Below are 22,831 nucleotides of genomic sequence, written 5' to 3'. Positions count from 1 at the left end.
GCGCTATGAAAAGGCCGCACATGCAGTAATGCATTAGACACCGTGCATTTTTGTGCGCCAGCCTGTAGACGCGAAGGGCGCGAAGAAACAGCAAAGGTCCGCAAAGGAAAAGCAGTTCATGCTTCCCTTTGCGGACCTTTCGTCTTTCTCAGCCAGCTTTGCGATGCCATATCGATGCCATATCCAGCGCTTAAAAACTGCCTACGCCTTCACTGAACAGCATGGCGCGCATGCGGCCTTTTCTTTTGGCTAAGGGACGACCTGCAGCGCGCGCAACACCGGCAGATGGCGCTCGACAAAGATCCGGGCGCGGGCGCTCAGCTCATCTTGGTCGCCAGCCAAGTCCCGCGCTTCGCCGAGCACCTGGCGCGCATGCCCTGCCAGATCAGCCGGCGATTCCGTCGCAGGCAAAGCCTGCAGAAAGACTTGATGCAGGCGCGACACGGCGATTCCGCCACCGGTGAGCGGGCTGAGCAGATGGCCAAGATCCTCGCTGTGCGTCGCCTGCTCGATGAGCCAGGCATTCAGCGCTTGGCAACACGGGCGGGCGGCGGCGGCCAGCACTGCGTCCTGCACGCTGGCGATCTGCTGCATGCCGCAGAGAATGATCAGCGCCTGCAGCAGCTGCGCCCGCGTGACGCCCTGCGGCTGCAGGCGCTCGGCCAGCTCGCCCAGGCTACAGGGCTGCTGGGTGGCGAGTGCGTCGAGCAGCGGACCATACACTGCCGGGTCCATGTCGAGACCGCCCCGCGAGCCCACGATGCGTGGCGGCACCTCCGCACGCGGCACGATCAGCATCACCCGCTGCCGGGCCAGCGCCTCGCTCCAGCCGGGCTCGCGCGGCGGCGCTTCCCCCTTGATCCAGTAATCGCGGCGGAAGCGCTGGTTGAGCATGTAGTCGCGACTGCTCTCGCGCAGCCGTGCGTCCTCGATGCGCAGCAGGAAAGCCTGCTGCTCGGCCGTCATGTTGAGCGCGTCGATATGTTCGAAATAGCTGGCCGAGCAGGCAAAGCTGAGGCCAGCCGGCGCCAGCAGATCGGCCACTTCGGCAAAATACATCGGCGCCCAGTCGCGATTGAAATACTCATGCGCCAGATACGGCCGCGCCTGGCCGGCGACCTGGCGAAAATGATTGAGCACCGCCGGGTTGGAACGCAGGTACAGCGGATCAGTGGCGAGCAGCGCGCCGGCGAAGTCGACTGCTGCGTCGATGCGCTGGACAATGCCATCGCCCGCAGCGGCGGCGCGGCGTGCGTGCTCGCTCATCAGCTGGCGCATCGGCGCAAACGCCGACCAGCCCGGCAGCGCGTTGTAACTCATGTAGAGCACACCGCCCGGCTTGAGCTTGCGGCGCACGAAATCGATGATGATGGCGCGGTTCTCGGCCGAGACCCAGCTCCAGATGCCGTGCATGGCGATGAAATCGAAGTCCGGCAGATCGCTGCGCCGGGTGAAATCGGCAAAGCTCTGATCCGTGAGCTGCGCAGCCGCACCCGAGATCGCCGCCAGCTGCTGCGCAAAAGCAGCCTGCGCGGGGATGAAATCATTGCCGAACCAGCGCGTGCCGCTCGCCGCGGCGTGGATATTGACGCTCAAGCCCTGGCCGAAGCCCAGCTCACAGGCCGTCGACACCACGGGCAGCGGGAGACCGGCATGGGCAAACGCCAGCTGCGTCGCCAGCGGATTGAGTTCGGGGTAATAGCCGTAGGTATAGCCGCATTCGGCTACATAGCCGGCCGTCCAGTCGCTCATGCGGGGATTCTCCAGATGCGAAATACACGTGAGCCGCGATTGTGCCTGCTCGCAGGCCTTTGATGCAGCGCCCCGCCCCGCAGGCCGGCCAGCAGACGCAAAAAAGCCGCGATGGCAGCGCAAGCGCTGGCCATGGCGGCTTTCATGGATGCACACCCGGGGCGCCCGAGCAGGACGCCACGCTGTCAATCAGCGATGTTCAGACCGTCGCACCCAGGGTTGCGGCGAGTGCCTTGTCCATCACCAGCACATGGTTGCGCAGCCACTCACAGAGCAAATTGTGGATATCCAGCTGCGGCGTCTGGGCGCCACGGGCGATGCGCGACTGCAGCGCGCAGACATCGCTGACAAAACGGTCATGCGCGGCTTTGTGGGCCGGGTAGCCGGGGTACTCGATCTCGCGCATGAAGACTTCTTCGCGCGAGAAATGTGCTTCGGTGTATTCACGCAGGGCATCGACGATGGCTTGCGTTTCCTGATTGATCAGGCCGGTGCTGCCATCATGTTGCAAACGTGCCAGCAGCTCGAACAAGCCGCGGTGATCTTGGTCGATGTCCGTGTGCCCGGTGCGCAGATCTTCGGTCCAGGTGATGATTTCCATAGCGGCTGCTCCTTGTGCGAATGGTCTTGCTTCAGCATCATCATCAGCATTTACCTGTAGCTCAGCGTTGACAGGGCTCAATCAGGATGCATGCGGAAAAAACAAAGGGCGCCCGCAGGCGCCCCAGGTCAACAAAACGCTTCGCCCGGATTAAGCGAGGTATTTAGCTGCCCAGAACAGGCAGGTGACGGTTTTGGCATCAGTGATGCGGCCATCGAGCACGGCTTGCTCGGCCTCTGCCAGCGACATCTCGAAGATTTCGAGGAACTCGCCCTGATCCAGATGCTGGCCGACATAGCTCAGCTCACGGGCCAGGAAGATGTCGATACGCTCATCCGAATAGCCGATGCAAGGATGCATGGTACCCAGATGCTGCCAGGACTCGGCGCGGTAGCCCGTCTCTTCGCGCAGCTCGCGCTGGGCGCAGGCGAGGAAGTCTTCGCCCTGGTCGCGCTTGCCGGCCGGGAATTCGATGAACACCTGGCCGACCGGGTAGCGGAACTGGCGCTCGAACAGCAGCACACCCGGCTGCGTCTCGGCGATCACCACGCTGGCTCCGGGATGGCGGACGTATTCGCGCACCGACTGCGAACCGTCCGGCAACTCGATGCGGTCACGCCAGGCCTTGAGCAGGCCGCCTTCGAAGATCTGCTCGCTGCTCAGGCAGCGCTCTTCGAGATTGCGCGTCTCGCTCATCCCGCTCAGAACGAACCGTGCATGACGACGCTGAGGAAGGTCATCAGCAGATTCGGCGACAGACCGAGCAAGGCGATGATCAACACGTTCGACGACAGCGTCAGGCGCAGACCCAGACCCGCGGTGATCGGCGAATTGTCGGTCGGCTCATCGAAGAACATCAGCTTGACGATACGCAGGTAGTAGAAGGCACCGATCAGCGACATCAGAACAGCCAGCACGGCCAGCCAGATGTGGTCGGTCGCCACCACGAACTGCAGGATCAGGAACTTCGAGAAGAAGCCGACGAAGAACGGAATACCGGCCATCGAGAACATCACGATCGCCATCATCGCCGCCCACCAGCTGCTGCGCTTGTTGAGGCCTTTGAGATCGTCGAGCGTCTCGGCCTCGAAACCGGCACGCGAGAGCAGCAGCAGGATGCCGAAGCCGGCCAGCGAGGTCAGCACATAGGTGATCACATAGAACAGCGATGCGGCGTAGGCATTGTCTGCAAGGTAGGGATCGCCATTGACCACGCCCGAAGTCAGGCCCAGCAGCACGAAGCCCATGTGCGAGATTGCCGAATAGGCCAGCATGCGCTTGATATTGGTCTGCGCGATGGCCGCCAGATTACCCAGCACGATGGAGCCGATGGCGAGGAAGATGAACATCTTCTGCCACTGATCGGCAAAGGCCCAGAAGCCCACGGCCAGCACGCGAAACGCCATCGCGAAGGCAGCCAGCTTGGGCGCGGTGGCGATCAGCAGGGTGACTGCGGTCGGCGCGCCTTGATAGACGTCCGGAATCCACATGTGGAAAGGTACGACACCCAGCTTGAAGGCGATGCCGGCGACCACGAAGACCATGCCGAAGAGCATCACCGTGTTATTGGCTTGCTGTTCGAACAGCGCGCGGGCGACATCGACGATATTGAGGGTCTGCGTCGCGCCATAGACCATCGAGATACCGTAGAGCAGCAGGCCGGAGGCCAGTGCGCCGAGCACGAAATACTTCATGCCGGCTTCGGTCGACTGGATCGAGTCGCGATTGATCGCCACCAGTGCGTAAGAGGCCAGCGACAGCATTTCCAGGCCCAGATACACCGTCAGCAAGCTGCCGGCGGAGATCAGCACCATCACACCGAGGGTCGCGAAGAGCACCAGCAGGTAGTACTCGGGCGACTCGATGCGACGATCCGCGATGTAACGACGACCGTAGAACAGGCCCGCTGCAACGCTGATGCAGGAGAAGAACTTGAGGACCACACCGAGGCCGTCATTGATGAACATCTGGCCGAAGGTGAAACCGATGTGGCCGAAGGAGAAGCCCAGGCCTTCCAGGGTCCAGCTCTTGCTGCCGAACATCTGGCCGAAGTCGATGTTGGCGAGGATCGGCGCCAGCGTCAGCAAGGCGGTCAGCAACAGCGCCGCCTGGCTCAGACGGTAAGCCACGCATTCAGCCCCTTGCTTGACGAAGGAGATGATCAGCAGGGTCAGGATAGCCGCGCCGGCGAGGAAGAACTCTGCGCTTGCGGGATAAAAGTCGGGGATCTGGAATTCCATTTTGTGCCTGTGTGTTTGCCTGGCTTAGAGTTTTCCGGCTGCAACGTGTTGCAGCAGCTCGGTGACCGAAGCATGCATGACTTCAGTGACGGGCATGGGGTAGATCCCCATGGCAAGCACGCAGATTGCCAGCACGGCCAGGAAAGCGAATTCACGCGGGTTGATGTCCTTGAGTTCGGCGACATGCGAATTGGCGACCGCGCCGAAAACCACGCGCTTGTACATCCAGAGCGTGTAGGCGGCACCCATGATGAGGGTGGTCGCAGCGGCAAAACCGATCCAGAAATTGAACTTGACGGCGCCCAGCACGACCATGAATTCACCGATGAAACCGCTGGTTGCCGGCAGACCGGCATTGGCCATCGAGAACAGCATGAACAGCGCAGCGAACTTGGGCATGGTGTTGACCACACCACCGTAGTCAGCAATGCGACGGCTGTGCATGCGATCGTAGAGCACACCGATGCAGAGGAACATCGCGCCCGAAACAAAGCCGTGCGAAATCATCTGCACCAGCGCACCTTCAACACCCAGCGCGTTGAACATGAAGAAACCGAGGGTCACAAAGCCCATGTGCGAGATCGAGGAATACGCCACGAGCTTCTTCATGTCGGTCTGCACCAGCGCCACAAAGCCGATGTAGATGACGGCGATCAGCGACAGGGTGATCATCAGCGGCGCGAAGTACTGGCTGGCGTCCGGAACGATGGGCAGCGAGAACCGCAGGAAGCCGTAAGCACCGAGCTTCAGCGCGATTGCAGCGAGCACCACCGAGCCACCGGTCGGCGCTTCAACGTGGGCATCCGGCAACCAGGTGTGCACCGGCCACATCGGCACCTTGACCGCGAAGGACAGCAGGAAGGCCCAGAAGATCCATTGCTGCACCGGCAGGGACAGACGCAGGGCATGCCAGTCCTGGATGTTGAAGCTGCCGCCCGAGTTGAGGAACAGGTAGATGAAAGCCACCAGCATCACCAGCGAACCGAGCAGCGTGTAGAGGAAGAACTTGATCGCCGCATAGACGCGGTTGGCGCCGCCCCAGATACCGATGATCAGGTACAGCGGGATCAGCGAAGCTTCGAAGAACACGTAGAACAGCACGGCGTCGAGCGCCGAGAAGATGCCGTTGAGCAGGCCCGACATGATCAGGAAGGCGGCCATGTACTGCGCCACCTTGGTCTGGATCACTTCCCAGCCGGCGACCACCACAATCAGGGTGATGAAACTGTTGAGCAGGATGAACGGCATCGAGATGCCATCCACGCCCAGAGCGTAATTGATGCGGATATACGGAATCCAGGGCGTGCTCTCCTGGAACTGCATGGCCGCGCTCGCCACATTGAAATGTGTGTAGAGCGGAATCGTCACCAGCAGACCAGCGATAGCCGTGATCAGAGCGATGACGCGCGCAACCTGGGCATTGCGATCAGAACCGGTGGCCAGCACGAGCAGGCCACCGAGGATCGGTATCCAGATGGAAAGACTGAGGTAAGGCACAGCGGTCATCTGCAGTTTCCGTTAATGTGTAGTCGCGTGGAATTCAAGTTCATATCTTCAAACAGCTCAGGAGCCGGCTCCCACCGTGCGCAGGTACGGGCCCCAGACGAGCAGGATGACCACACCGAAAATGACCCAGAACGCATAGTGATAAACATAACCGGTCTGCAACAGACGTGAGACGCGTGCCAGCCAGCCGACGAAACCTGCCGAGCCATTGACAACGGCGCCATCGATCACCGTCTGATCGCCGAATTTCCACAGGAACTGCCCCAAGCCGCGCGCGCCACCGGCGAACACGATCTCGTTGAAGCGGTCGAAGTAATACTTGTTGTCAAGCACACGATTGACGAAGCTCAGACGCTTGGCAATCGCGGCGGGGATATCCGGACGCTTCAGGTAGAAGAACCAGGACAGCAACACACCCGCCATCGCCAGTGCGAACGGCAGACTGGTCAGGCCATGCACGGCCATCGCTACCGGACCATGGAATTCGTGGCCGATTTCACCCAGCACATCGTTGTGCTCGGCGATCGTCACAACGCCCTTGAACCATTCGCCGAACAGCATCGGCTCGATGGTGAAGAAACCGATCAGCACCGAAGGAATCGCCAGCAGAACCAGCGGCACGGTTACCACCCAGGGCGACTCATGCGGCTTCTGACCCGGCGCCAGACCGTGATGGTGTTCGTCGGCATGCGCGTCATCATGGGCGCCATGTGCATCGTCGTGGGCATCCGCGGCGGCATGGTGATCATCGGCATGAGCATGATCGTCATGGGCATGTGCATCGTGTGCCTTGCCAAAGCGCTCTTCGCCATGGAAGACCAGGAAGTACATGCGGAACGAGTAGAAAGCCGTCACAAACACGCCTGCGATCACGCAGAAATAGGCGTAGTCGGCACCCCAACGATGTGATTCCGCCACCGCTTCAATGATCGAATCTTTCGAGTAGAAACCCGACAGGAAGGGGAAGCCGATCAGCGCCAGCGAACCGATCAGCGAGGTGATCCAGGTGATCGGCATGTACTTGCGCAGCCCGCCCATGTTGCGGATGTCCTGATCGTGGTGCATGCCCATGATCACCGAACCGGCACCGAGGAACAGCAAGGCCTTGAAGAAGGCGTGCGTCATCAGGTGGAAAACGGCGGCCGGATAGGCCGAGACGCCCAGCGCAACAGTCATGTAACCAAGCTGCGACAGGGTCGAGTACGCCACCACGCGCTTGATGTCGTTCTGGATGATGCCCAGAAAGCCCATGAACAAGGCGGTGGTCGCACCGATCACCAGCACGAAGGACAGCGCCGTCGACGAGAGTTCGAACAGCGGCGACATGCGCGTGACCATGAAGATACCGGCCGTCACCATGGTGGCGGCGTGGATCAGCGCCGAGATCGGCGTCGGACCTTCCATCGAATCCGGCAGCCAGACGTGCAACGGCACTTGCGCCGACTTGCCCATCGCACCGATGAACAGGCAGATACAGATCGCCGTCAGCATCGGCCAGCCAGTTGCCGGCACGCTGAGCTTGACGAGCTCCGGCGCCTTGGCAAACACCTCGGCGTAATTGAGCGTGCCTGCGTAGGCAGCAATCAGGCCGATACCAAGCAGGAAGCCGAAGTCACCCACACGATTGACCAGAAAGGCCTTCATATTGGCGTAGATCGCCGTCGGACGCGTGTACCAGAAACCGATCAGCAGGTAAGAGACCAGACCCACCGCTTCCCAGCCGAAGAACAGCTGCAGGAAGTTGTTGCTCATCACCAGCATCAGCATCGAGAAGGTGAACAGCGAGATGTAGCTGAAGAAGCGCTGGTAGCCGGGGTCTTCCGACATGTAACCGACGGTGTAGAGGTGCACCATCAGCGAGACGAAGGTCACCACCAGCATCATCATCACGGTCAGGCTGTCGATCAGGAAGCCAATCTCGAACTTGATGCCACCGCTGGTCGCCCAGGTATAGAGCGCACCGTTGAAGGTGTTCCCGGCCTGCACGTCGCGATAAATGATGATCGAGGCGATCAGCGCGACCAGCACGCCGAGAATGGTCACCACATGCGAAGCGGTGCGGCCAATGACTCGCCCGAACAGACCGGCCAGAAGGGAGCCAGCCAGAGGAGCAAGCGGTACGAGGAGATAGAGATTCTGCATAGCCGTCATCGTTAGCCCTTGAGGCTGTCCAGGTCATCAACGTGAATCGAGCGCATGTTGCGGAACAGCACCACGAGGATCGCCAGACCAATGGCCGACTCAGCAGCCGCCACGGTCAGGATGAAGAAAACGAAAATCTGGCCATCCGGATCCTGAAAATAGGACGAGAAGGCGACGAAGTTCATGTTCACCGCCAACAGCATCAATTCGATGGCCATCAGCAGGATGATCAGGTTCTTGCGATTGAGGAAGATCCCCACCACGCTGATGGCGAAGAGCAAGGAGCCGAGTATGAGTACGTGTGCGAGCGGCAGCATGTTTGTTCCTGGTTCGGCTCCGGGTCAGTCGCGCGACTCGGACGGCATCGAAACGATGCGCATGCGGTCGGCTGCCTTGACGGCAATTTGGTCGGCTGGGTTGGTGTATTTATTACCCTGGCGGCGACGATAGGTCAGCGCCACGGCAGCAATCATGGCTACCAGCAAGATCAGCGAAGCAATCTCGAAGGGATAGGCGTAGTTGGTGAACAACTCACGCGCCAGATCCTGCGTATTGCTGTGCGTAGCAGGCGGAGCAGCCGGTGCAGGCAGCTGTTGCAGCTGGAAGTAGGCGCCATTGAGCACCATGGCCATCTCGGCAACCATCACCAGTGCGACGATGAGGCCGACCGGCAGATAGCGCCAGAAGCCCTCGCGCAGCCTGTCGATATTGATATCGAGCATCATCACCACGAACAGGAACAACACCATCACCGCGCCGACATAGATCAGCACGATGGCGATGGCAAGGAATTCTGCGTGAAGCAGCATCCAGATCGCACCCGAGGTAAAGAACGCGAGCACGAGGTACAGGGCTGCGTGAATGGGATTGCGCGACGTGATCACCCGCAAGCCGGATGCCACCAGCACGGTCGCCATGATGTAAAAAAAGATAGTCGAGATTTCCATGTAGCCGGTTCTTTCGGCAGTCCGTATCAGTGATGTGACGGGTTATATGTCTTCAGTATGTCTTAACGGAACGGCGCGTCCTGCGCCCGGTCCTTGGCAATCTGTTCTTCGTAGCGCGCACCGACCGCCAGCAACATCTGCTTGGTGTAGTAAAGATCACCGCGCTGCTCGCCGTGGTACTCAAAGACACGCGTTTCAACAATTGCATCGACCGGGCAAGCTTCTTCGCAGAAACCGCAGAAGATGCATTTGGTCAGATCAATGTCATAACGCGTCGTACGACGCGAACCATCATCGCGCTGATCGGACTCAATGGTGATCGCCATTGCCGGACAAACCGCTTCACACAGTTTGCAGGCAATGCAACGCTCTTCACCGTTCGGATAGCGGCGCAAGGCATGCAGACCACGGAAACGCGCGCTCTGCGGCGTCTTCTCCTCCGGGAACTGCACGGTGATCTTGCGCGCAAACAGGTGACGCCCCGTCAGGGCCAGACCCTTGACGAGCTCGCGCAACAATACGCTGCCAAAAAATTCGCTGACTGCACCCATAACTTTTTCCTACTTCCAGATCGACAGCGGCGACATGATCCAAATCCCCAGCACCAGCACCCATGCAATAGACATGGGGATGAACACCTTCCAGCCCAGACGCATGATCTGGTCGTAGCGGAAGCGCGGGAAAGTCGCCCGGAACCACAAGAACAGGAACAGGATGAACGCTGTCTTGAGTGCGAGCCACCCGAAACCATCCGGCAAGAAGCCCACCGGCGACAACCAACCGCCGAGGAAGAAGGTACTGGTCAGCGCCGACACCAGGATCATGTTGGCGTACTCGGCCAGGAAGAACAGTGCGAAGGCCATGCCCGAGTACTCGACCATGTGACCGGCGACGATTTCCGATTCGCCTTCCACCACGTCAAACGGCGCGCGATTGGTTTCCGCAATGCCAGAGATCAGATAGACCAGGAACATCGGCAGCAGTGGCAGCCAGTTCCAGGACAGAAAGCTCAGTCCATGCGCGGCAAACCAGCCCTTGCCCTGCCCGCCCACGATATCCGACATGTTCAGCGTGCCCGACACCATCAGCACGCAGACCAGCGCAAACCCCATCGCCAGTTCGTAGGACACCATCTGCGCCGCAGAACGCATCGCGCCGAGGAAAGCGTACTTCGAATTAGACGCCCAACCAGCAATGATCACGCCATACACGCCAAACGAGGTAATGGCCATCAGATACAACATGCCAGCATTCACGTCGGCCAGCAGCAATGTGTCCGAGAACGGCACTACAGCCCAGGCCGCCAGCGCCGGCGCCAGCGCCAGCACCGGCGCCAGCAGGAACAGCCCCTTGCTCGCCTGTGTAGGCACCATCACTTCTTTAAGCAGGAGCTTGACGCCGTCGGCAATCGGCTGCAACAAACCCGCCGGACCGACGCGGTTAGGACCGATACGCACCTGGATGTAGCCGATCACCTTGCGCTCGGCGAGCGTCAGGTAAGCCACACAGCCGAAGATCGGCAGAATGATGACGAGGATCTTGACCACATTCCAGATCAGCGGCCAGATCGTCGGCACAAGACTGGCCGGCAGATGAACCGTGTCGGCGATGAATTGAACAATGCTCAGCAACAAGGCTTCCATCACGCGCGCTCCACAGTCAGCTCGCCAAACAGGGCGCCGAGCGCCACCGTGCTGGCATGGGCCGCAGCCACCCGCACCGTGCCGGCGGCCAGCGTGTCATCGCGCTTGGCCTTGAGGCTCACCTCGCCTTGTGCGCTGCGCAGCTTGAGCAAAGCGCCCTCTTCCACACCCAGCGCACTCAGCGTGCTAGCCGCCAGACGTGCCATCGGTGCCGCGCTATCGCGTGTCTTCTGCAGTGCCGGCGCACGGCGCGACAAGGGATCGGCGAAGTGGATCGGCACATCCGCAACACGTTGCAGACCGCTTGCGGCAGCCGGCAGCACCGGCACCACACCAGTGACCGCATTGTTCAGGCGCGAAGCGATATCACCCAGCGCTTCGACCTCGGCACGCACGGCCTCCGAACTCGTCTGCTCGAAGCCCGACAGGCCCAGCAGATTGCCCAGAACGCGCAGCACCTTCCAGGCCGGACGCGTCTCGCCCACCGGCTTGGCCACTGCATTGAAGGATTGCAACTTGCCTTCGGTATTGACGAAACTGCCTGAGGTTTCAGTGAAAGGTGCAATCGGCAACAGCACATCTGCGTACGCTGCGGCACTGCCCACGAAACTGCCCAGATAGATCACCGAAGCGGCAGATTCCAGCGCAGCACGTGCAGCCACACCGTCAGCGGTATCGAACTCGGGTTCAGCACCCATCACGATGTAAGCACGTAGCTTGCGTTCGATGATGCTGCGCGCATTGCCGCCCTGCTGCGGTACGGCACCGGCCAGATAACCGCCCACCGAGTTGGCCGCTTCGCCGATGACGCCAAAGCTGGCGCCGGCAAGGCGTGCAATTTCCTGCGCCAGCACATGCAGCGAGGCGTAGTTGGGGTGATGCACGGCATAGTTGCCAAGCAACACAGCCCGTTTTTCGCCGTGAAGCAAGGAAGCAGCGACAGCCTCAGCCTCAGCGCTGATCGTCACACCGGCCAGCAGGGCTGCGAAAGGCTCGCCCGCGGTCAGATTTTGCTGCTTGAGCACAGCGGCCAGCACAGCGGCCAGCGCAGCCACCAACGCATCCGGTGCGACAATCGCTTCAGCCGCAATCGGCAGCAGCCAGTCTTCGCGTGCCACATGCAGGCGGCTGATCTTGGCCCAGTGGGTACGTGCAGCCTGGCGCAGGCGCTGGGTCAGCAGCGGATGATCCTTGCGCGCAAAACTGCCGATCAGCAGCGCCGCGTCGAGGGTATTGAAGTCTGCAATCGGCAGACCGAGCCAGGGCGCGCCGGCCAGCTTGCCGTCCAGCGAGAAATCGCTCTGACGCAAGCGGAAGTCAACATTGTCGCTGCCCAGACCACGCACCAGCTTTTGCGCGAGGAACAGTTCTTCGAGCGTGCTGTGCGGCGAGAGCAGCGCACCGACCTGGTCAGCGCCATGCTCGGCGACGATGTCCTTGAGCGTACGCGCAACGTAATCGAGCGCCGTCTGCCAGTCCACATCGTGCCACTCACCACCATGCTTGATGCGCGGCTGGGTCAGACGGTCTGCGGCATTGAGGCCTTCGTACGAGAAGCGATCCTTGTCGGACAGCCAGCATTCGTTGATGGCTTCGTTTTCGAGCGGCAGCACACGCATGACGCTCTCATGCTTGGTCTGCACGATCAGATTGGCACCCAGCGAATCATGCGGGCTCACCGACTTGCGACGGGACAGTTCCCAGGTCCGCGCCGAGAAGCGGAAAGGCTTCGAGGTCAGCGCGCCCACCGGGCACAGGTCAATGGCGTTACCGGAGAGCTCGGAATCGACCGTGCGATCGACGAAAGCCTGGATCTCGGAGTGTTCGCCGCGACCCGACATGCCCAGCTCCATGATGCCGGAGATTTCCTGGCCGAAACGCACACAGCGCGTGCAGTGGATGCAACGCGTCATGTCGGTGTTGATCAGCGCGCCGAGGTTCTTGTTGAAGACAACGCGCTTCTCTTCCTTGTAGCGCGAAGCCGAACCGCCGTAACCGACGGCCAGATCCTGCAGCTGGCACTCACCGCCCTGGTCACAGATCGGGCAGTCCAGCGGATGGTTGACCAGCAGGAACTCCATCACCGCCTTCTGTGCCTTGACGGCCTTTTCAGAATGGGTGGTGACCTTCATGCCCGGCGTCACCGGCGTTGCACAGGCCGGCAGCGCCTTGGGCGCCTTTTCGACGTCGACCAGACACATGCGGCAGTTGGCGGCAATCGACAACTTCTTGTGATAGCAGAAATGCGGGATGTAGGCGCCAATCCTGTTGGCGGCGTCCATCACCGTACTGCCATCCGGCACTTCAAGCTTGTTGCCGTCGATTTCGATCTCAAGCATCTGCGTCAGTCCACATAAAATCAGCCCACATAAATCTTGCTGCCTTCGCGCTGTACATCCGTCGGCACGACGCAACGCTTGTTGTCGACGTGGAACTGGAATTCGTCACGGAAGTGCTTGATGAAACTTCTGACCGGCATTGCTGCCGCGTCGCCGAGCGCGCAGATCGTGCGGCCCATGATGTTCTCTGCCACGCTGTCGAGCACTTCCAGATCTTCCTGGCGGCCCAAGCCATGCTCGATGCGATGGATGATGCGATACAGCCAGCCGGTGCCTTCACGACAAGGCGTGCACTGGCCGCAGGATTCTTCATGATAGAAGTAAGCGAGGCGTTCGAGCGCCTTGACCATGCAGGTCGACTCATCCATCACGATGACAGCGCCCGAACCGAGCATGGAGCCGGCCTTGGAGATCGCATCGTAATCCATGGTGAGGTCCATCATGATGCTGGCGGGCAGCACCGGTGCAGATGAACCACCAGGAATCACGGCTTTGAGCTTGCGCCCACCGCGCATGCCGCCGGCCATCTCCAGCAGCACCGAGAACGGCGTGCCGAGCGGAATCTCATAATTACCGGGTTTGTTGACATGACCCGACACCGAGAACAGCTTGGTTCCGCCATTATTCGGCTTGCCGAGACTCAGGAACTTATCGCCACCCTCGCGAATGATGAAGGGGACCGAAGCGAAAGTCTCGGTGTTGTTGATCGTTGTCGGCTTGCCGTACAGACCGAAGCTGGCCGGGAACGGCGGCTTGAAGCGCGGCTGTCCCTTCTTGCCTTCGAGCGATTCGAGCAGCGCAGTTTCTTCGCCACAGATATACGCACCATAACCATGATGAGCATACAGCTCGAAATTGAAGCCCGAACCCAGAATATTCTGGCCCAGCAAACCCGCGGCACGCGCCTCGGCCAGCGCTTCTTCAAAGCGCTCGTAGACTTCGAAAATTTCGCCGTGAATGTAGTTGTAACCCGTTGCGCTACCCATCGCGTAGCCGGCGATGATCATGCCTTCGATCAGGGCGTGCGGGTTGTAGCGCAGGATGTCGCGGTCCTTGAAGGTACCCGGCTCGCCTTCGTCCGAGTTGCAGACCACGTACTTCGCACCCGGGAACGCCCGCGGCATGAAGCTCCACTTCAGACCAGTCGGAAAACCCGCACCGCCACGACCACGCAGCGCCGACTTCTTCAATTCGGCAATGATTTCGTCTTGCGAAATCTTGTTGTTCAGGATCTTCTTGAGCGCGTCATAGCCACCACGCTTTTCGTAATCGGCCAGGCGCCAGCTCGACTCACCGGCAATCCCGTCAAGAATGATGCCGTAGCCCGAAGGCAGGCTTGGCGTTTCAGTCACCAGCTCACTCATTTGCCCAGCTCCGCCAGCAGCGCATCGATGCGCGCATGATCCATCTTGCAGCACATCCGATGATTGTTTTCCAGAATGACCGGAGCATCACCGCAGGCGCCCATGCACTCGCCTTCCTTAAGCGTGAACTTGCCGTCCGGCGTCGTTTCGTTGAAACCTATCCCCAGCTTCTCCATGAGGTACTCGGCCGCCTGCTCACCACCGGAGAGCGCGCACGGCAGATTGGTACAGACCGTGATCTTGTGGGCGCCGACCGGCTTGAGGTCGTACATGTTGTAGAAGGTCGCCACTTCGAGCACGGCCATCGCCGGCATGCCGAGGTAATCGGCAATGAAGGCAATCGTCTCGTTCGCCAGCCAGCCTTTTTCCACCTGCGCAATACGCAAGGCAGCCATGACGGCAGACTGCTTCTGGTCAGCCGGATATTTGGCGACTTCGCGGTCGATCTTCTGCAGGGATTCTGCGCTGAGCATACTCATTCTCTTGTCTATCGCTTATCGGTCGATTTCACCGAACACAATGTCCATCGTACCGATGATGGCAACCACGTCTGCAATCATGTGGCCGCGCGACATTTCGTCCATCGCGGCAAGGTGCGCAAAGCCCGGTGCGCGCAACTTCAGGCGATAAGGCTTGTTGGCCCCATCCGAAATGGCGTACACGCCGAATTCACCCTTGGGATGCTCGACCGAGGCATAGGCCTCGCCTTGCGGCACGTGAATACCTTCGGTGAAGAGCTTGAAGTGGTGAATCAGCTCTTCCATGTTTTCTTTCATCTTCTCGCGCGCCGGCGGGGCAACCTTGTGATTGCCGGTAATCACCGGACCAGGATTGGCGCGCAACCAGGCAATGCACTGCTGGATGATGCGGTTGCTTTGACGCATCTCTTCCATGCGACACAGATAACGGTCATAACAGTCGCCGTTGACGCCCACCGGAATATCGAAATCGAGACGATCGTAGACCTCGTAAGGCTGCTTCTTGCGCAGATCCCACTCGATACCGGAACCACGCAGCATCGGGCCGGTAAAGCCCAGCGCCAGAGCACGCTCGGGGGTCACGACGCCGATATCAACTGTACGCTGCTTCCAGATGCGGTTATCGGTCAGCAGGGTGTGATATTCGTCGAGGTAGGTCGGAAAACGCTTGGTGAAGTCTTCCAGGAAGTCGAGCAAGGAGCCTTCACGTGCAGCATTGAGCGACTTGACCGTGGCGGCATTCTTGAACTTCGACACCTCGTACTTGGGCATCGTGTCGGGCAGATCGCGATAGACACCACCCGGACGGTAGTACGCTGCATGCATACGTGCACCGGAGACGGCCTCGTACACATCCATCAGGTCTTCACGCTCGCGGAAGGTGTAGAGCACCATGGTCATGGCGCCGATATCGAGCGCGTGGGTGCCGATGTTGAGCAGGTGATTGAGCACACGCGTGATTTCGTCAAACATCACACGGATGTATTGCGCACGCAGCGGCACTTCGATGCCCAACAGCTTCTCGATGGCCATGCAGTACGCATGCTCGTTACACATCATCGAGACGTAATCGAGACGGTCCATATACGGCACGGACTGGATCCAGGTGCGCGTCTCGGCAAGCTTCTCCGTCCCGCGATGCAGCAGACCGACGTGCGGATCGGCACGCTCCACCACTTCGCCGTCGAGCTCAAGCACCAGACGCAGCACACCGTGGGCAGACGGATGCTGGGGGCCGAAATTGATCGTGTAGTTGCGAATCTCAGCCATGGCCGACGTCTCCGTAGCTTTCTTCACGCACGATGCGCGGCGTCACTTCACGCGGCGCAATCGTCACAGGCTGATAGATGACACGACCTTGTTCGGGGTCGTAACGCATTTCCATGTAACCGGAAACCGGGAAATCCTTGCGGAACGGATGTCCGACAAAACCGTAGTCGGTGAGGATGCGACGCAGGTCCGGATGGCCCTCAAACATGATGCCGTAGAAATCAAAAGCTTCGCGTTCGAACCAATTGGCGGCCGGCCAGATGCCGTTCACCGAGGGCAGAACCGGGAATTCATCGTCAGCAGCATGCACACGCAGGCGCAGACGCCAGTTCTTGCTCACCGACAACAGATGCAAGACAGCGGCATAGCGCAGGGAGCTGCTACGCGGCGCGGCATAGCTGGAGTAATCCACACCACAGAGGTCGATCAGCTGCTCGAAACGCAGCTCAGCGTGATCACGCAAGGTTTCGGCAACGACGAGGTAGTCATTGACAGCCACATCAAGGGTGACTTCCTGGCGATCCAGCACCGAAGTCAAACCCTTCGATTCAAACACAGAGGCAAGCGCCGCCTGCAGATTTTCCAGCCTTGAACTCATCAGATATGTCCTTGGGGTCCTTAGCGGGCGATGGTGTTGGTGCGCTTGATTTTATTTTGCAGCTGCACGATGCCGTAGAGCAGCGCCTCGGCCGTCGGCGGACAGCCCGGCACATAGACGTCAACGGGCACGATGCGATCACAGCCGCGCACAACAGAGTAGGAATAGTGGTAGTAGCCGCCACCATTGGCACAGGAGCCCATGGAGATCACCCAGCGCGGCTCAGCCATCTGGTCATAGACGCGGCGCAAAGCCGGCGCCATCTTGTTGCAGAGCGTGCCGGCGACAATCATCAGGTCGGACTGCCGCGGACTCGGGCGGAACACCACGCCAAAGCGGTCAAGATCGTAGCGCGCACAGCCAGCATGGATCATCTCGACCGCACAGCACGCCAGACCAAAAGTCATCGGCCACAGCGAACCGGTACGCGTCCAGTTGATGACCGTATCCAGCGAGGTTGTGACAAAACCTTCGCGCAAGACGCCTTCGATACTCACGGCGATTTCCTCAATTCAAGTCGCGTTCCAGAGCCCGATATCGTATCAGGCACTCAATGCCTACACCCCACGCGGGATGCAGCACAAACAAAACCATCAACACAAAGCCACAGATCTAGACCCTGCAGCGAAGATGGATCATTCCCAGTCGAGCGCGCCTTTTTTCCAGACATACACGTAGCCAATTACGAGCACGGCAAGAAAAACGAACATTTCGATGAAACCGAAGAGTCGCAGCGAGTTGCTCGCGGCGATTTCCTTGAGAATCGACGCCCAGGGCAACAAGAAGGCCACTTCGAGGTCGAACAGGATGAAGAGAATGGCAATGAGGTAGTAACGGACATCAAACTTCATCCGCGCATCTTCGAATGCCTCGAAGCCACACTCATAGGGAGAATTCTTTTCCGCATCAGGACGATGCGGAGCGACAAACCAACCGAGTACAACGGGAACAACACCGATCACTACCCCAAGGATTATGAACAACAACACCGGGAAGTAGTTTTCCAGCATTTTTCCCTCGCACTCCAGATAGACAGATTTTGGAAAAACGCCCGCAATTGCGGGCGTTTTGATAACCATGGTGCCGACGGTGAGACTCGAACTCACACGGCTTGCGCCACCACCCCCTCAAGATGGCGTGTCTACCAATTTCACCACGTCGGCACGCTCAAAACTGAGCGGATTATACGTGGCACCCTAAATGGTGCCAAGCAACAAGACCAGAAATCTTTTTTAAAAACCCTCTTGCCAAGCTGCCTTTACTTAGGCAGATCGCCCGCACTGGGAGCCGAAGCAGCAACTGGCGCAGCCACGGGCACAGACTGCGCACCCAAGGTATCCAGCACACTCTTCGGAGTATCAATGCGATGCGCTGCAAGATAGGCCAAAGTCAGACTCGTCAAAAAAAACATCGTTGCAAGAATGGCGGTCGTGCGACTGAGGAAGTTCGCCGAACCCGATGCCCCAAACAAGCTACCCGATGCGCCACTGCCAAAGGAAGCCCCCATGTCGGCACCCTTACCATGCTGCAAAAGCACAAACACAATGACCGCTAGGCCAATGAGCACATGCACAACAAGAATGAGATTGCCGAGGAAACCACCCATGACTCAGTCGCCTATCGACTATGGCCTGAAAAAAGAAGCGAGATTATAGGCAGAACTTCTGGATAACGCAAGGATCTTGCAACAATCAGGCCATTGCTTTTTCGACTTCGCGTGCAATCCCGCCTGCCAGACGCTCCACCACGGCGGCATCGGCAGCTTCTACCATGACGCGCAATACCGGCTCGGTACCGGAGGGGCGCAACAATACCCGCCCCGAGGCCCCCAGCTCATCTTCAGCTGCTTTCACCGCCGCACACACTGCCGGATTGTCCGCCCAATCAAAGCCTTGCTGCATGCGGACATTGAGGAGCAACTGCGGATAAAACACCAGGTCGGCACACGCTTGCGCCAGACTCTCGCCAGACTGGCGCAATGCAGCCAGAACCTGTAGAGCCGAAACGATGCCGTCTCCCGTGGTATGCCGGTCCAGACAAATGATGTGTCCGGAATTTTCGCCACCCAGCGTACACGCGCTCTCGTAAAGCTTTTCCAGCACGTAGCGATCACCGACCTTGGCGCGGTGAAAGGGCACACCGAACCGGCGAATCGCCAGTTCAAAGCCCAGATTGCTCATCAAGGTACCTACAACACCACCCAGGCGACCCTGGGCGTACTGGGCGCGGGCAATCACGTAGAGCAGCTTGTCACCGTCGTAGACCGTACCGTTTGCATCACACATGACGAGGCGATCTGCGTCGCCATCGAGCGAGATACCGATATGCGCCCCACTCCGCTTGACGGCAGCACTCAGATGCGCCGGCACCGTGGCACCCACGCCATCATTGATATTGCGGCCATTCGGCTCGACCGCCACGGCGATGACATCCGCCCCCAGCTCGTGGAAAACCTTGGGCGCAATGTTGTAGGCCGCGCCATTGGCGCAATCGAGCGCAATACGCATGCCGCGCAGATCGAGGTCATTGGGGAAAGTGCTCTTGCAGAATTCGATATAGCGCCCGGCTGCGTCATCAATCCGCCGTGCCTTGCCCAGACGCGCCGAATCCACGCAACCCAGCGGCTCTTCCAGATAGGCCTCGATTTGCTCTTCAACCGCGTCAGGCAATTTGGTGCCGCCGGCGGAGAAAAACTTGATGCCGTTATCGTCGTAGGGATTATGCGAGGCGGAAATCACCACCCCCGCCTGCAAGCGCAGCGCGCGCGTCAGATAGGCAACGGCCGGCGTCGGGATCGGGCCGGCGAGCATGACATCGACGCCTGCTGCAGCAAAACCCGCCTCCAGTGCAGCTTCAAGCATGTAGCCGGAAATCCGCGTGTCTTTGCCGATCAGCACCGCTGGATGCTCGCCCTGCTTGAGCTGCTCGCGACCGACCAGGGTTTTGCCTGCGGCATAGCCCAGACGCATGACGAAATCAGGCGTGATCGGCATTTCACCCACCTTGCCGCGCACACCATCCGTACCAAAATATTTACGACTCATTTCAGACCAAGTCCCCAGAATTTCGATGTTCTTCTACGGCTGTCCAGACAGCCAGTGCATCACGCGTGGCAGCGACATCATGTACGCGCAGGATGGCCGCGCCGGATTGCGCCGCCAGCAAGGCAGCCGCGACGCTGGCTGCAACACGCTGCTCAACCGGCTGACCAGTGATCTGCCCGAGCATGGATTTGCGCGACACGCCAACTAACAACGGCTGCTGTAGCGCACGCAAGCGCGGCAAGGCGGCGAACAGGGCCAGATTGTGCGCCAGGGTCTTGCCAAAGCCAAAGCCCGGATCAAGCAGAATGCGTTCGGCAGCCACACCGGCCGCTAGCAGGGCATCGCGACGCTCACCCAGAAATGCCTCAACCTCGCCCAGCACATCCTGGTAATGCGGGTCCTGCTGCATGGTGCGTGGCTCGCCTTGCATGTGCATCAGGCAGACGCCCGCCTCACTGGCCGCCACCGCCTCCAGCGCGCCGGGGGCTTGCAGGGCGCAGATGTCGTTGATGATCGCAGCGCCTGCGGCAATGGCTGCGCGCATCAATGCGGGCTTCACGGTATCGATGGATAAAGGCACATCCTGAGCCGCCAGCGCTTCGACGATAGGCAGCACACGATCCATCTCCTCCTGCAGGCTGACTGGAGGCGCGCCTGGACGCGAGGACTCGCCGCCGATATCCAGAATATGGGCGCCGTCCCGCACCGCCTGTTCGGCGCGACGCAAGGCCGCATCACGCCGACCGGCCAGGCCATCGCCAGAGAATGAATCTGCAGTGACGTTGAGAATGGCCATGATCAATGGCCGCTGAAGCGACAGCGTGAAACGACCGCAACGAAATTGGGATTGAGCACTCATCGCGTAGATTCGAACAAAGAAAAAGGCCCCGCCAGGCGGGGCCATTGGTCTTGCGGCAAAGCCACTCAGGCCGGAGCCGGTGCGTTGGGCGCTGCGCCCGGCGAGCTATCCTGCTTGGGCGGGTAGCTGGCCGAAGGCGGCTTGGGCGGACGCGGCGGGCGGCCATCCATGATGTCGTTGATCTGCTCTGCGTCGATGGTTTCCCATTCCATCAGCGCGGCCGTCATGGCTTCAACCTTGTCGCGGTTCTCTTCCAGAATGCGCTGCGCCTGAGCGTACTGCTCGTCGATGATGCGACGGATCTCGCTATCGACTTGCTGCATGGTGCTCTCGGACACATTCTTCTGCGTCGTCACCGAACGGCCGAGGAAGACCTCGCCTTCGTTCTCACCGTACACCATCGGCCCCATCTTGCTCGACATACCGTAGCGGGTGACCATGTCACGGGCCAGCTGGGTCGCGCGCTCGAAGTCGTTCGATGCGCCGGTCGAAATGCGATGGATGAACAGGTCTTCCGCAATACGACCGCCGAACAGGATGGAGATGCGCGACAGCATCTGATCCTGATAGAGGCTGATTGCATCACGCTCCGGCAGCTGCCAGGTCAGACCCAGCGCGCGGCCGCGCGGCATGATGGTGACCTTGTGCACCGGATCGGTTCCCGGCAGCACCTTGGCCACCACGGCATGACCCGACTCGTGATAAGCCGTGGCACGACGCTCGTCTTCGGTGAGCACCATCGAGCGGCGCTCGGGGCCCATGAAGATCTTGTCCTTGGCCTTTTCAAAGTCTTCCATGTCGACCAAGCGCTTGTTGGCGCGTGCGGCAAACAGCGCGGCTTCATTGACCAGATTGGCCAGATCGGCACCCGACATGCCCGGCGTACCACGTGCCAGCACCATTGCATCGACGTCCGGTGCAATCGGCACCTTGCGCATGTGCACCTTGAGGATCTGCTCGCGACCACGGATATCCGGCAACGGCACGACGACCTGACGGTCGAAGCGGCCCGGACGCATCAGCGCGGGATCCAGCACATCAGGACGATTCGAGGCGGCGATGACGATCACGCCAGTCTGGCCTTCAAAACCATCCATCTCGACAAGCAGCTGGTTAAGCGTCTGCTCGCGTTCGTCGTTGCCACCGCCCAGACCCGCACCACGCTGACGGCCCACCGCATCGATTTCATCGATGAAAATGATGCACGGCGCGTGCTTCTTGGCGTTCTCGAACATGTCGCGCACACGTGCGGCGCCGACACCAACGAACATTTCAACGAAGTCCGAACCCGAGATGCTGAAGAACGGCACCTTGGCCTCACCGGCAATCGCCTTGGCCAGCAGGGTCTTACCCGTACCGGGCGAACCGACCATCAGCACGCCCTTGGGGATACGCCCCCCCAGCTTCTGGAACTTGGTCGGATCACGCAGGAAGTCGACCAGTTCGGAGACTTCTTCTTTGGCTTCGTCGCAGCCTGCGACATCAGCAAAAGTGATCGAATTGGCCGACTCATCGAGCATGCGCGCACGGCTCTTGCCGAACGAGAACGCACCACCACGACCACCGCCTTGCATCTGGCGCATGAAGAAAATCCACACGCCGATCAGCAGCAACATCGGGAACCAGGAAATCAGCGCGCTGACGAACCAGCCCTGCTCTTCGCGCGGCTTGACGTCAAAAGGCGTCTTGTACTTGACGACCAGGTCCTCGATCAGGCCCTTGTCCATGTAGGTGCCGGTGGTGTGGATGCGACGGCCATCATTGCGCTCGGCAATGAGTTCCGGCGAACGCCCGCCCTCCATGATGTCCACCTGCTTGAGCTGGCCAGCATGCAGGGCATCAATGAATTCGGAATAGGTCACTTCCTGCGCACCGCTGGTGCCGCCGCCCGTGATCTTGCCAACGGCCATCATGAGAATGATGCCGATGACTGCCCATATCGCCAGATTCTTGAAAATATTGTTCAAGTTGCTTCCTCGCTGCCCGACGCTGCGGGGCTTTTATACGTCCAATGTGGAACAGACCCATTTTATGCTGCTTCGTTCCCG

21 protein-coding genes and 1 tRNA gene are annotated in these 22,831 nt (G+C 59.8%); all 22 read right to left on the bottom strand.

The genetic code is table 11. The annotated features are described in order from the left end of the window. Positions 1-249: 249 nt before the first annotated feature. Positions 250-1,752, bottom strand: coding sequence for a methyltransferase regulatory domain-containing protein (locus ABDB84_RS14460; RefSeq protein ID WP_345920456.1), 1,503 nt, complete (start codon positions 1,750-1,752; stop codon positions 250-252). A 199-nt stretch (positions 1,753-1,951) separates the two neighbouring features. Next, positions 1,952-2,353 carry a bacteriohemerythrin gene (locus ABDB84_RS14455; RefSeq protein ID WP_345920455.1) on the bottom strand — a complete coding sequence of 134 codons (402 nt, stop codon included), beginning with the start codon at positions 2,351-2,353 and terminating at the stop codon, positions 1,952-1,954. A 150-nt stretch (positions 2,354-2,503) separates the two neighbouring features. Next, the gene (locus ABDB84_RS14450) at positions 2,504-3,049 is read right to left on the bottom strand and encodes an NUDIX domain-containing protein (protein WP_345920454.1); all 546 of its coding nucleotides are present in this window, start codon (positions 3,047-3,049) and stop codon (positions 2,504-2,506) included. Between the two features lie 5 nt (positions 3,050-3,054). Then, on the bottom strand, positions 3,055-4,593 hold the full coding sequence (gene nuoN, locus ABDB84_RS14445) for an NADH-quinone oxidoreductase subunit NuoN (RefSeq protein WP_345920453.1): 1,539 nt from the start codon (positions 4,591-4,593) through the stop codon (positions 3,055-3,057). Positions 4,594-4,617: 24 nt separating this feature from the next. Next, the gene (locus ABDB84_RS14440; RefSeq protein WP_345920452.1) at positions 4,618-6,099 is read right to left on the bottom strand and encodes an NADH-quinone oxidoreductase subunit M; all 1,482 of its coding nucleotides are present in this window, start codon (positions 6,097-6,099) and stop codon (positions 4,618-4,620) included. A 57-nt stretch (positions 6,100-6,156) separates the two neighbouring features. Continuing rightward, positions 6,157-8,250, bottom strand: coding sequence for an NADH-quinone oxidoreductase subunit L (gene nuoL / locus ABDB84_RS14435; protein WP_345920451.1), 2,094 nt, complete (start codon positions 8,248-8,250; stop codon positions 6,157-6,159). Positions 8,251-8,252: 2 nt separating this feature from the next. After that, on the bottom strand, positions 8,253-8,558 hold the full coding sequence (nuoK, locus tag ABDB84_RS14430; protein ID WP_345920450.1) for an NADH-quinone oxidoreductase subunit NuoK: 306 nt from the start codon (positions 8,556-8,558) through the stop codon (positions 8,253-8,255). 24 nt (positions 8,559-8,582) lie between these two features. Beyond that, positions 8,583-9,188 (bottom strand): NADH-quinone oxidoreductase subunit J, encoded by a 606-nt coding sequence (locus ABDB84_RS14425; protein ID WP_345920449.1) that lies wholly within the window; start codon positions 9,186-9,188, stop codon positions 8,583-8,585. A 62-nt stretch (positions 9,189-9,250) separates the two neighbouring features. After that, on the bottom strand, positions 9,251-9,739 hold the full coding sequence (gene nuoI / locus ABDB84_RS14420; RefSeq protein ID WP_345920448.1) for an NADH-quinone oxidoreductase subunit NuoI: 489 nt from the start codon (positions 9,737-9,739) through the stop codon (positions 9,251-9,253). 9 nt (positions 9,740-9,748) lie between these two features. Next, positions 9,749-10,831 (bottom strand): NADH-quinone oxidoreductase subunit NuoH, encoded by a 1,083-nt coding sequence (gene nuoH / locus ABDB84_RS14415; protein ID WP_345920447.1) that lies wholly within the window; start codon positions 10,829-10,831, stop codon positions 9,749-9,751. After that, positions 10,831-13,170, bottom strand: a complete 2,340-nt coding sequence (gene nuoG, locus ABDB84_RS14410) for an NADH-quinone oxidoreductase subunit NuoG (RefSeq protein ID WP_345920446.1) — start codon at positions 13,168-13,170, stop codon at positions 10,831-10,833. The genes nuoH and nuoG overlap by 1 nt, the downstream gene beginning before the upstream one ends. Positions 13,171-13,190: 20 nt before the next feature. Further along, on the bottom strand, positions 13,191-14,534 hold the full coding sequence (gene nuoF / locus ABDB84_RS14405) for an NADH-quinone oxidoreductase subunit NuoF (RefSeq protein WP_428715099.1): 1,344 nt from the start codon (positions 14,532-14,534) through the stop codon (positions 13,191-13,193). Further along, positions 14,531-15,007 (bottom strand): NADH-quinone oxidoreductase subunit NuoE, encoded by a 477-nt coding sequence (nuoE, locus tag ABDB84_RS14400; RefSeq protein ID WP_345920558.1) that lies wholly within the window; start codon positions 15,005-15,007, stop codon positions 14,531-14,533. The genes nuoF and nuoE overlap by 4 nt, the downstream gene beginning before the upstream one ends. A 21-nt stretch (positions 15,008-15,028) precedes the next feature. After that, positions 15,029-16,282 (bottom strand): NADH-quinone oxidoreductase subunit D, encoded by a 1,254-nt coding sequence (locus ABDB84_RS14395; RefSeq protein ID WP_345920445.1) that lies wholly within the window; start codon positions 16,280-16,282, stop codon positions 15,029-15,031. Continuing rightward, entirely contained in the window at positions 16,275-16,880 is a 606-nt protein-coding gene (locus tag ABDB84_RS14390) for an NADH-quinone oxidoreductase subunit C (protein ID WP_345920444.1), read from the bottom strand. Before ABDB84_RS14390 ends, ABDB84_RS14395 begins: the two co-directional genes overlap by 8 nt. A 20-nt stretch (positions 16,881-16,900) precedes the next feature. Next, positions 16,901-17,377 carry a NuoB/complex I 20 kDa subunit family protein gene (locus tag ABDB84_RS14385; protein WP_345920443.1) on the bottom strand — a complete coding sequence of 159 codons (477 nt, stop codon included), beginning with the start codon at positions 17,375-17,377 and terminating at the stop codon, positions 16,901-16,903. Positions 17,378-17,515: 138 nt separating this feature from the next. Then, positions 17,516-17,890: an NADH-quinone oxidoreductase subunit A gene (gene ndhC, locus ABDB84_RS14380; RefSeq protein WP_345920557.1), complete on the bottom strand. Its 375-nt coding sequence runs from the start codon at positions 17,888-17,890 to the stop codon at positions 17,516-17,518. Between the two features lie 68 nt (positions 17,891-17,958). After that, a tRNA-Leu gene (locus ABDB84_RS14375) sits at positions 17,959-18,043 on the bottom strand. A gap of 95 nt (positions 18,044-18,138) precedes the next feature. Continuing rightward, on the bottom strand, positions 18,139-18,486 hold the full coding sequence (gene secG / locus ABDB84_RS14370) for a preprotein translocase subunit SecG (RefSeq protein ID WP_345920442.1): 348 nt from the start codon (positions 18,484-18,486) through the stop codon (positions 18,139-18,141). An 85-nt stretch (positions 18,487-18,571) separates the two neighbouring features. After that, on the bottom strand, positions 18,572-19,924 hold the full coding sequence (gene glmM, locus ABDB84_RS14365) for a phosphoglucosamine mutase (RefSeq protein ID WP_345920441.1): 1,353 nt from the start codon (positions 19,922-19,924) through the stop codon (positions 18,572-18,574). Between the two features lies 1 nt (position 19,925). Next, a complete protein-coding gene (folP, locus tag ABDB84_RS14360) occupies positions 19,926-20,720 on the bottom strand; it encodes a dihydropteroate synthase (RefSeq protein WP_345920440.1) in 795 nt (264 codons plus the stop codon). A 128-nt stretch (positions 20,721-20,848) separates the two neighbouring features. Next, complete coding sequence (gene ftsH / locus ABDB84_RS14355) at positions 20,849-22,750, bottom strand: ATP-dependent zinc metalloprotease FtsH (protein ID WP_345920439.1); 1,902 nt, start codon at positions 22,748-22,750, stop codon at positions 20,849-20,851. Positions 22,751-22,831 lie beyond the last annotated feature (81 nt).

It is taken from the genome of Uliginosibacterium sediminicola, from assembly GCF_039631295.1.
Classification (GTDB): Bacteria; Pseudomonadota; Gammaproteobacteria; order Burkholderiales; family Rhodocyclaceae; genus Viridibacterium; species Viridibacterium sediminicola.
The sequence above is the reverse complement of the archived record's forward strand: the minus strand, read 5'-3'. Positions and strand labels throughout refer to the sequence as shown.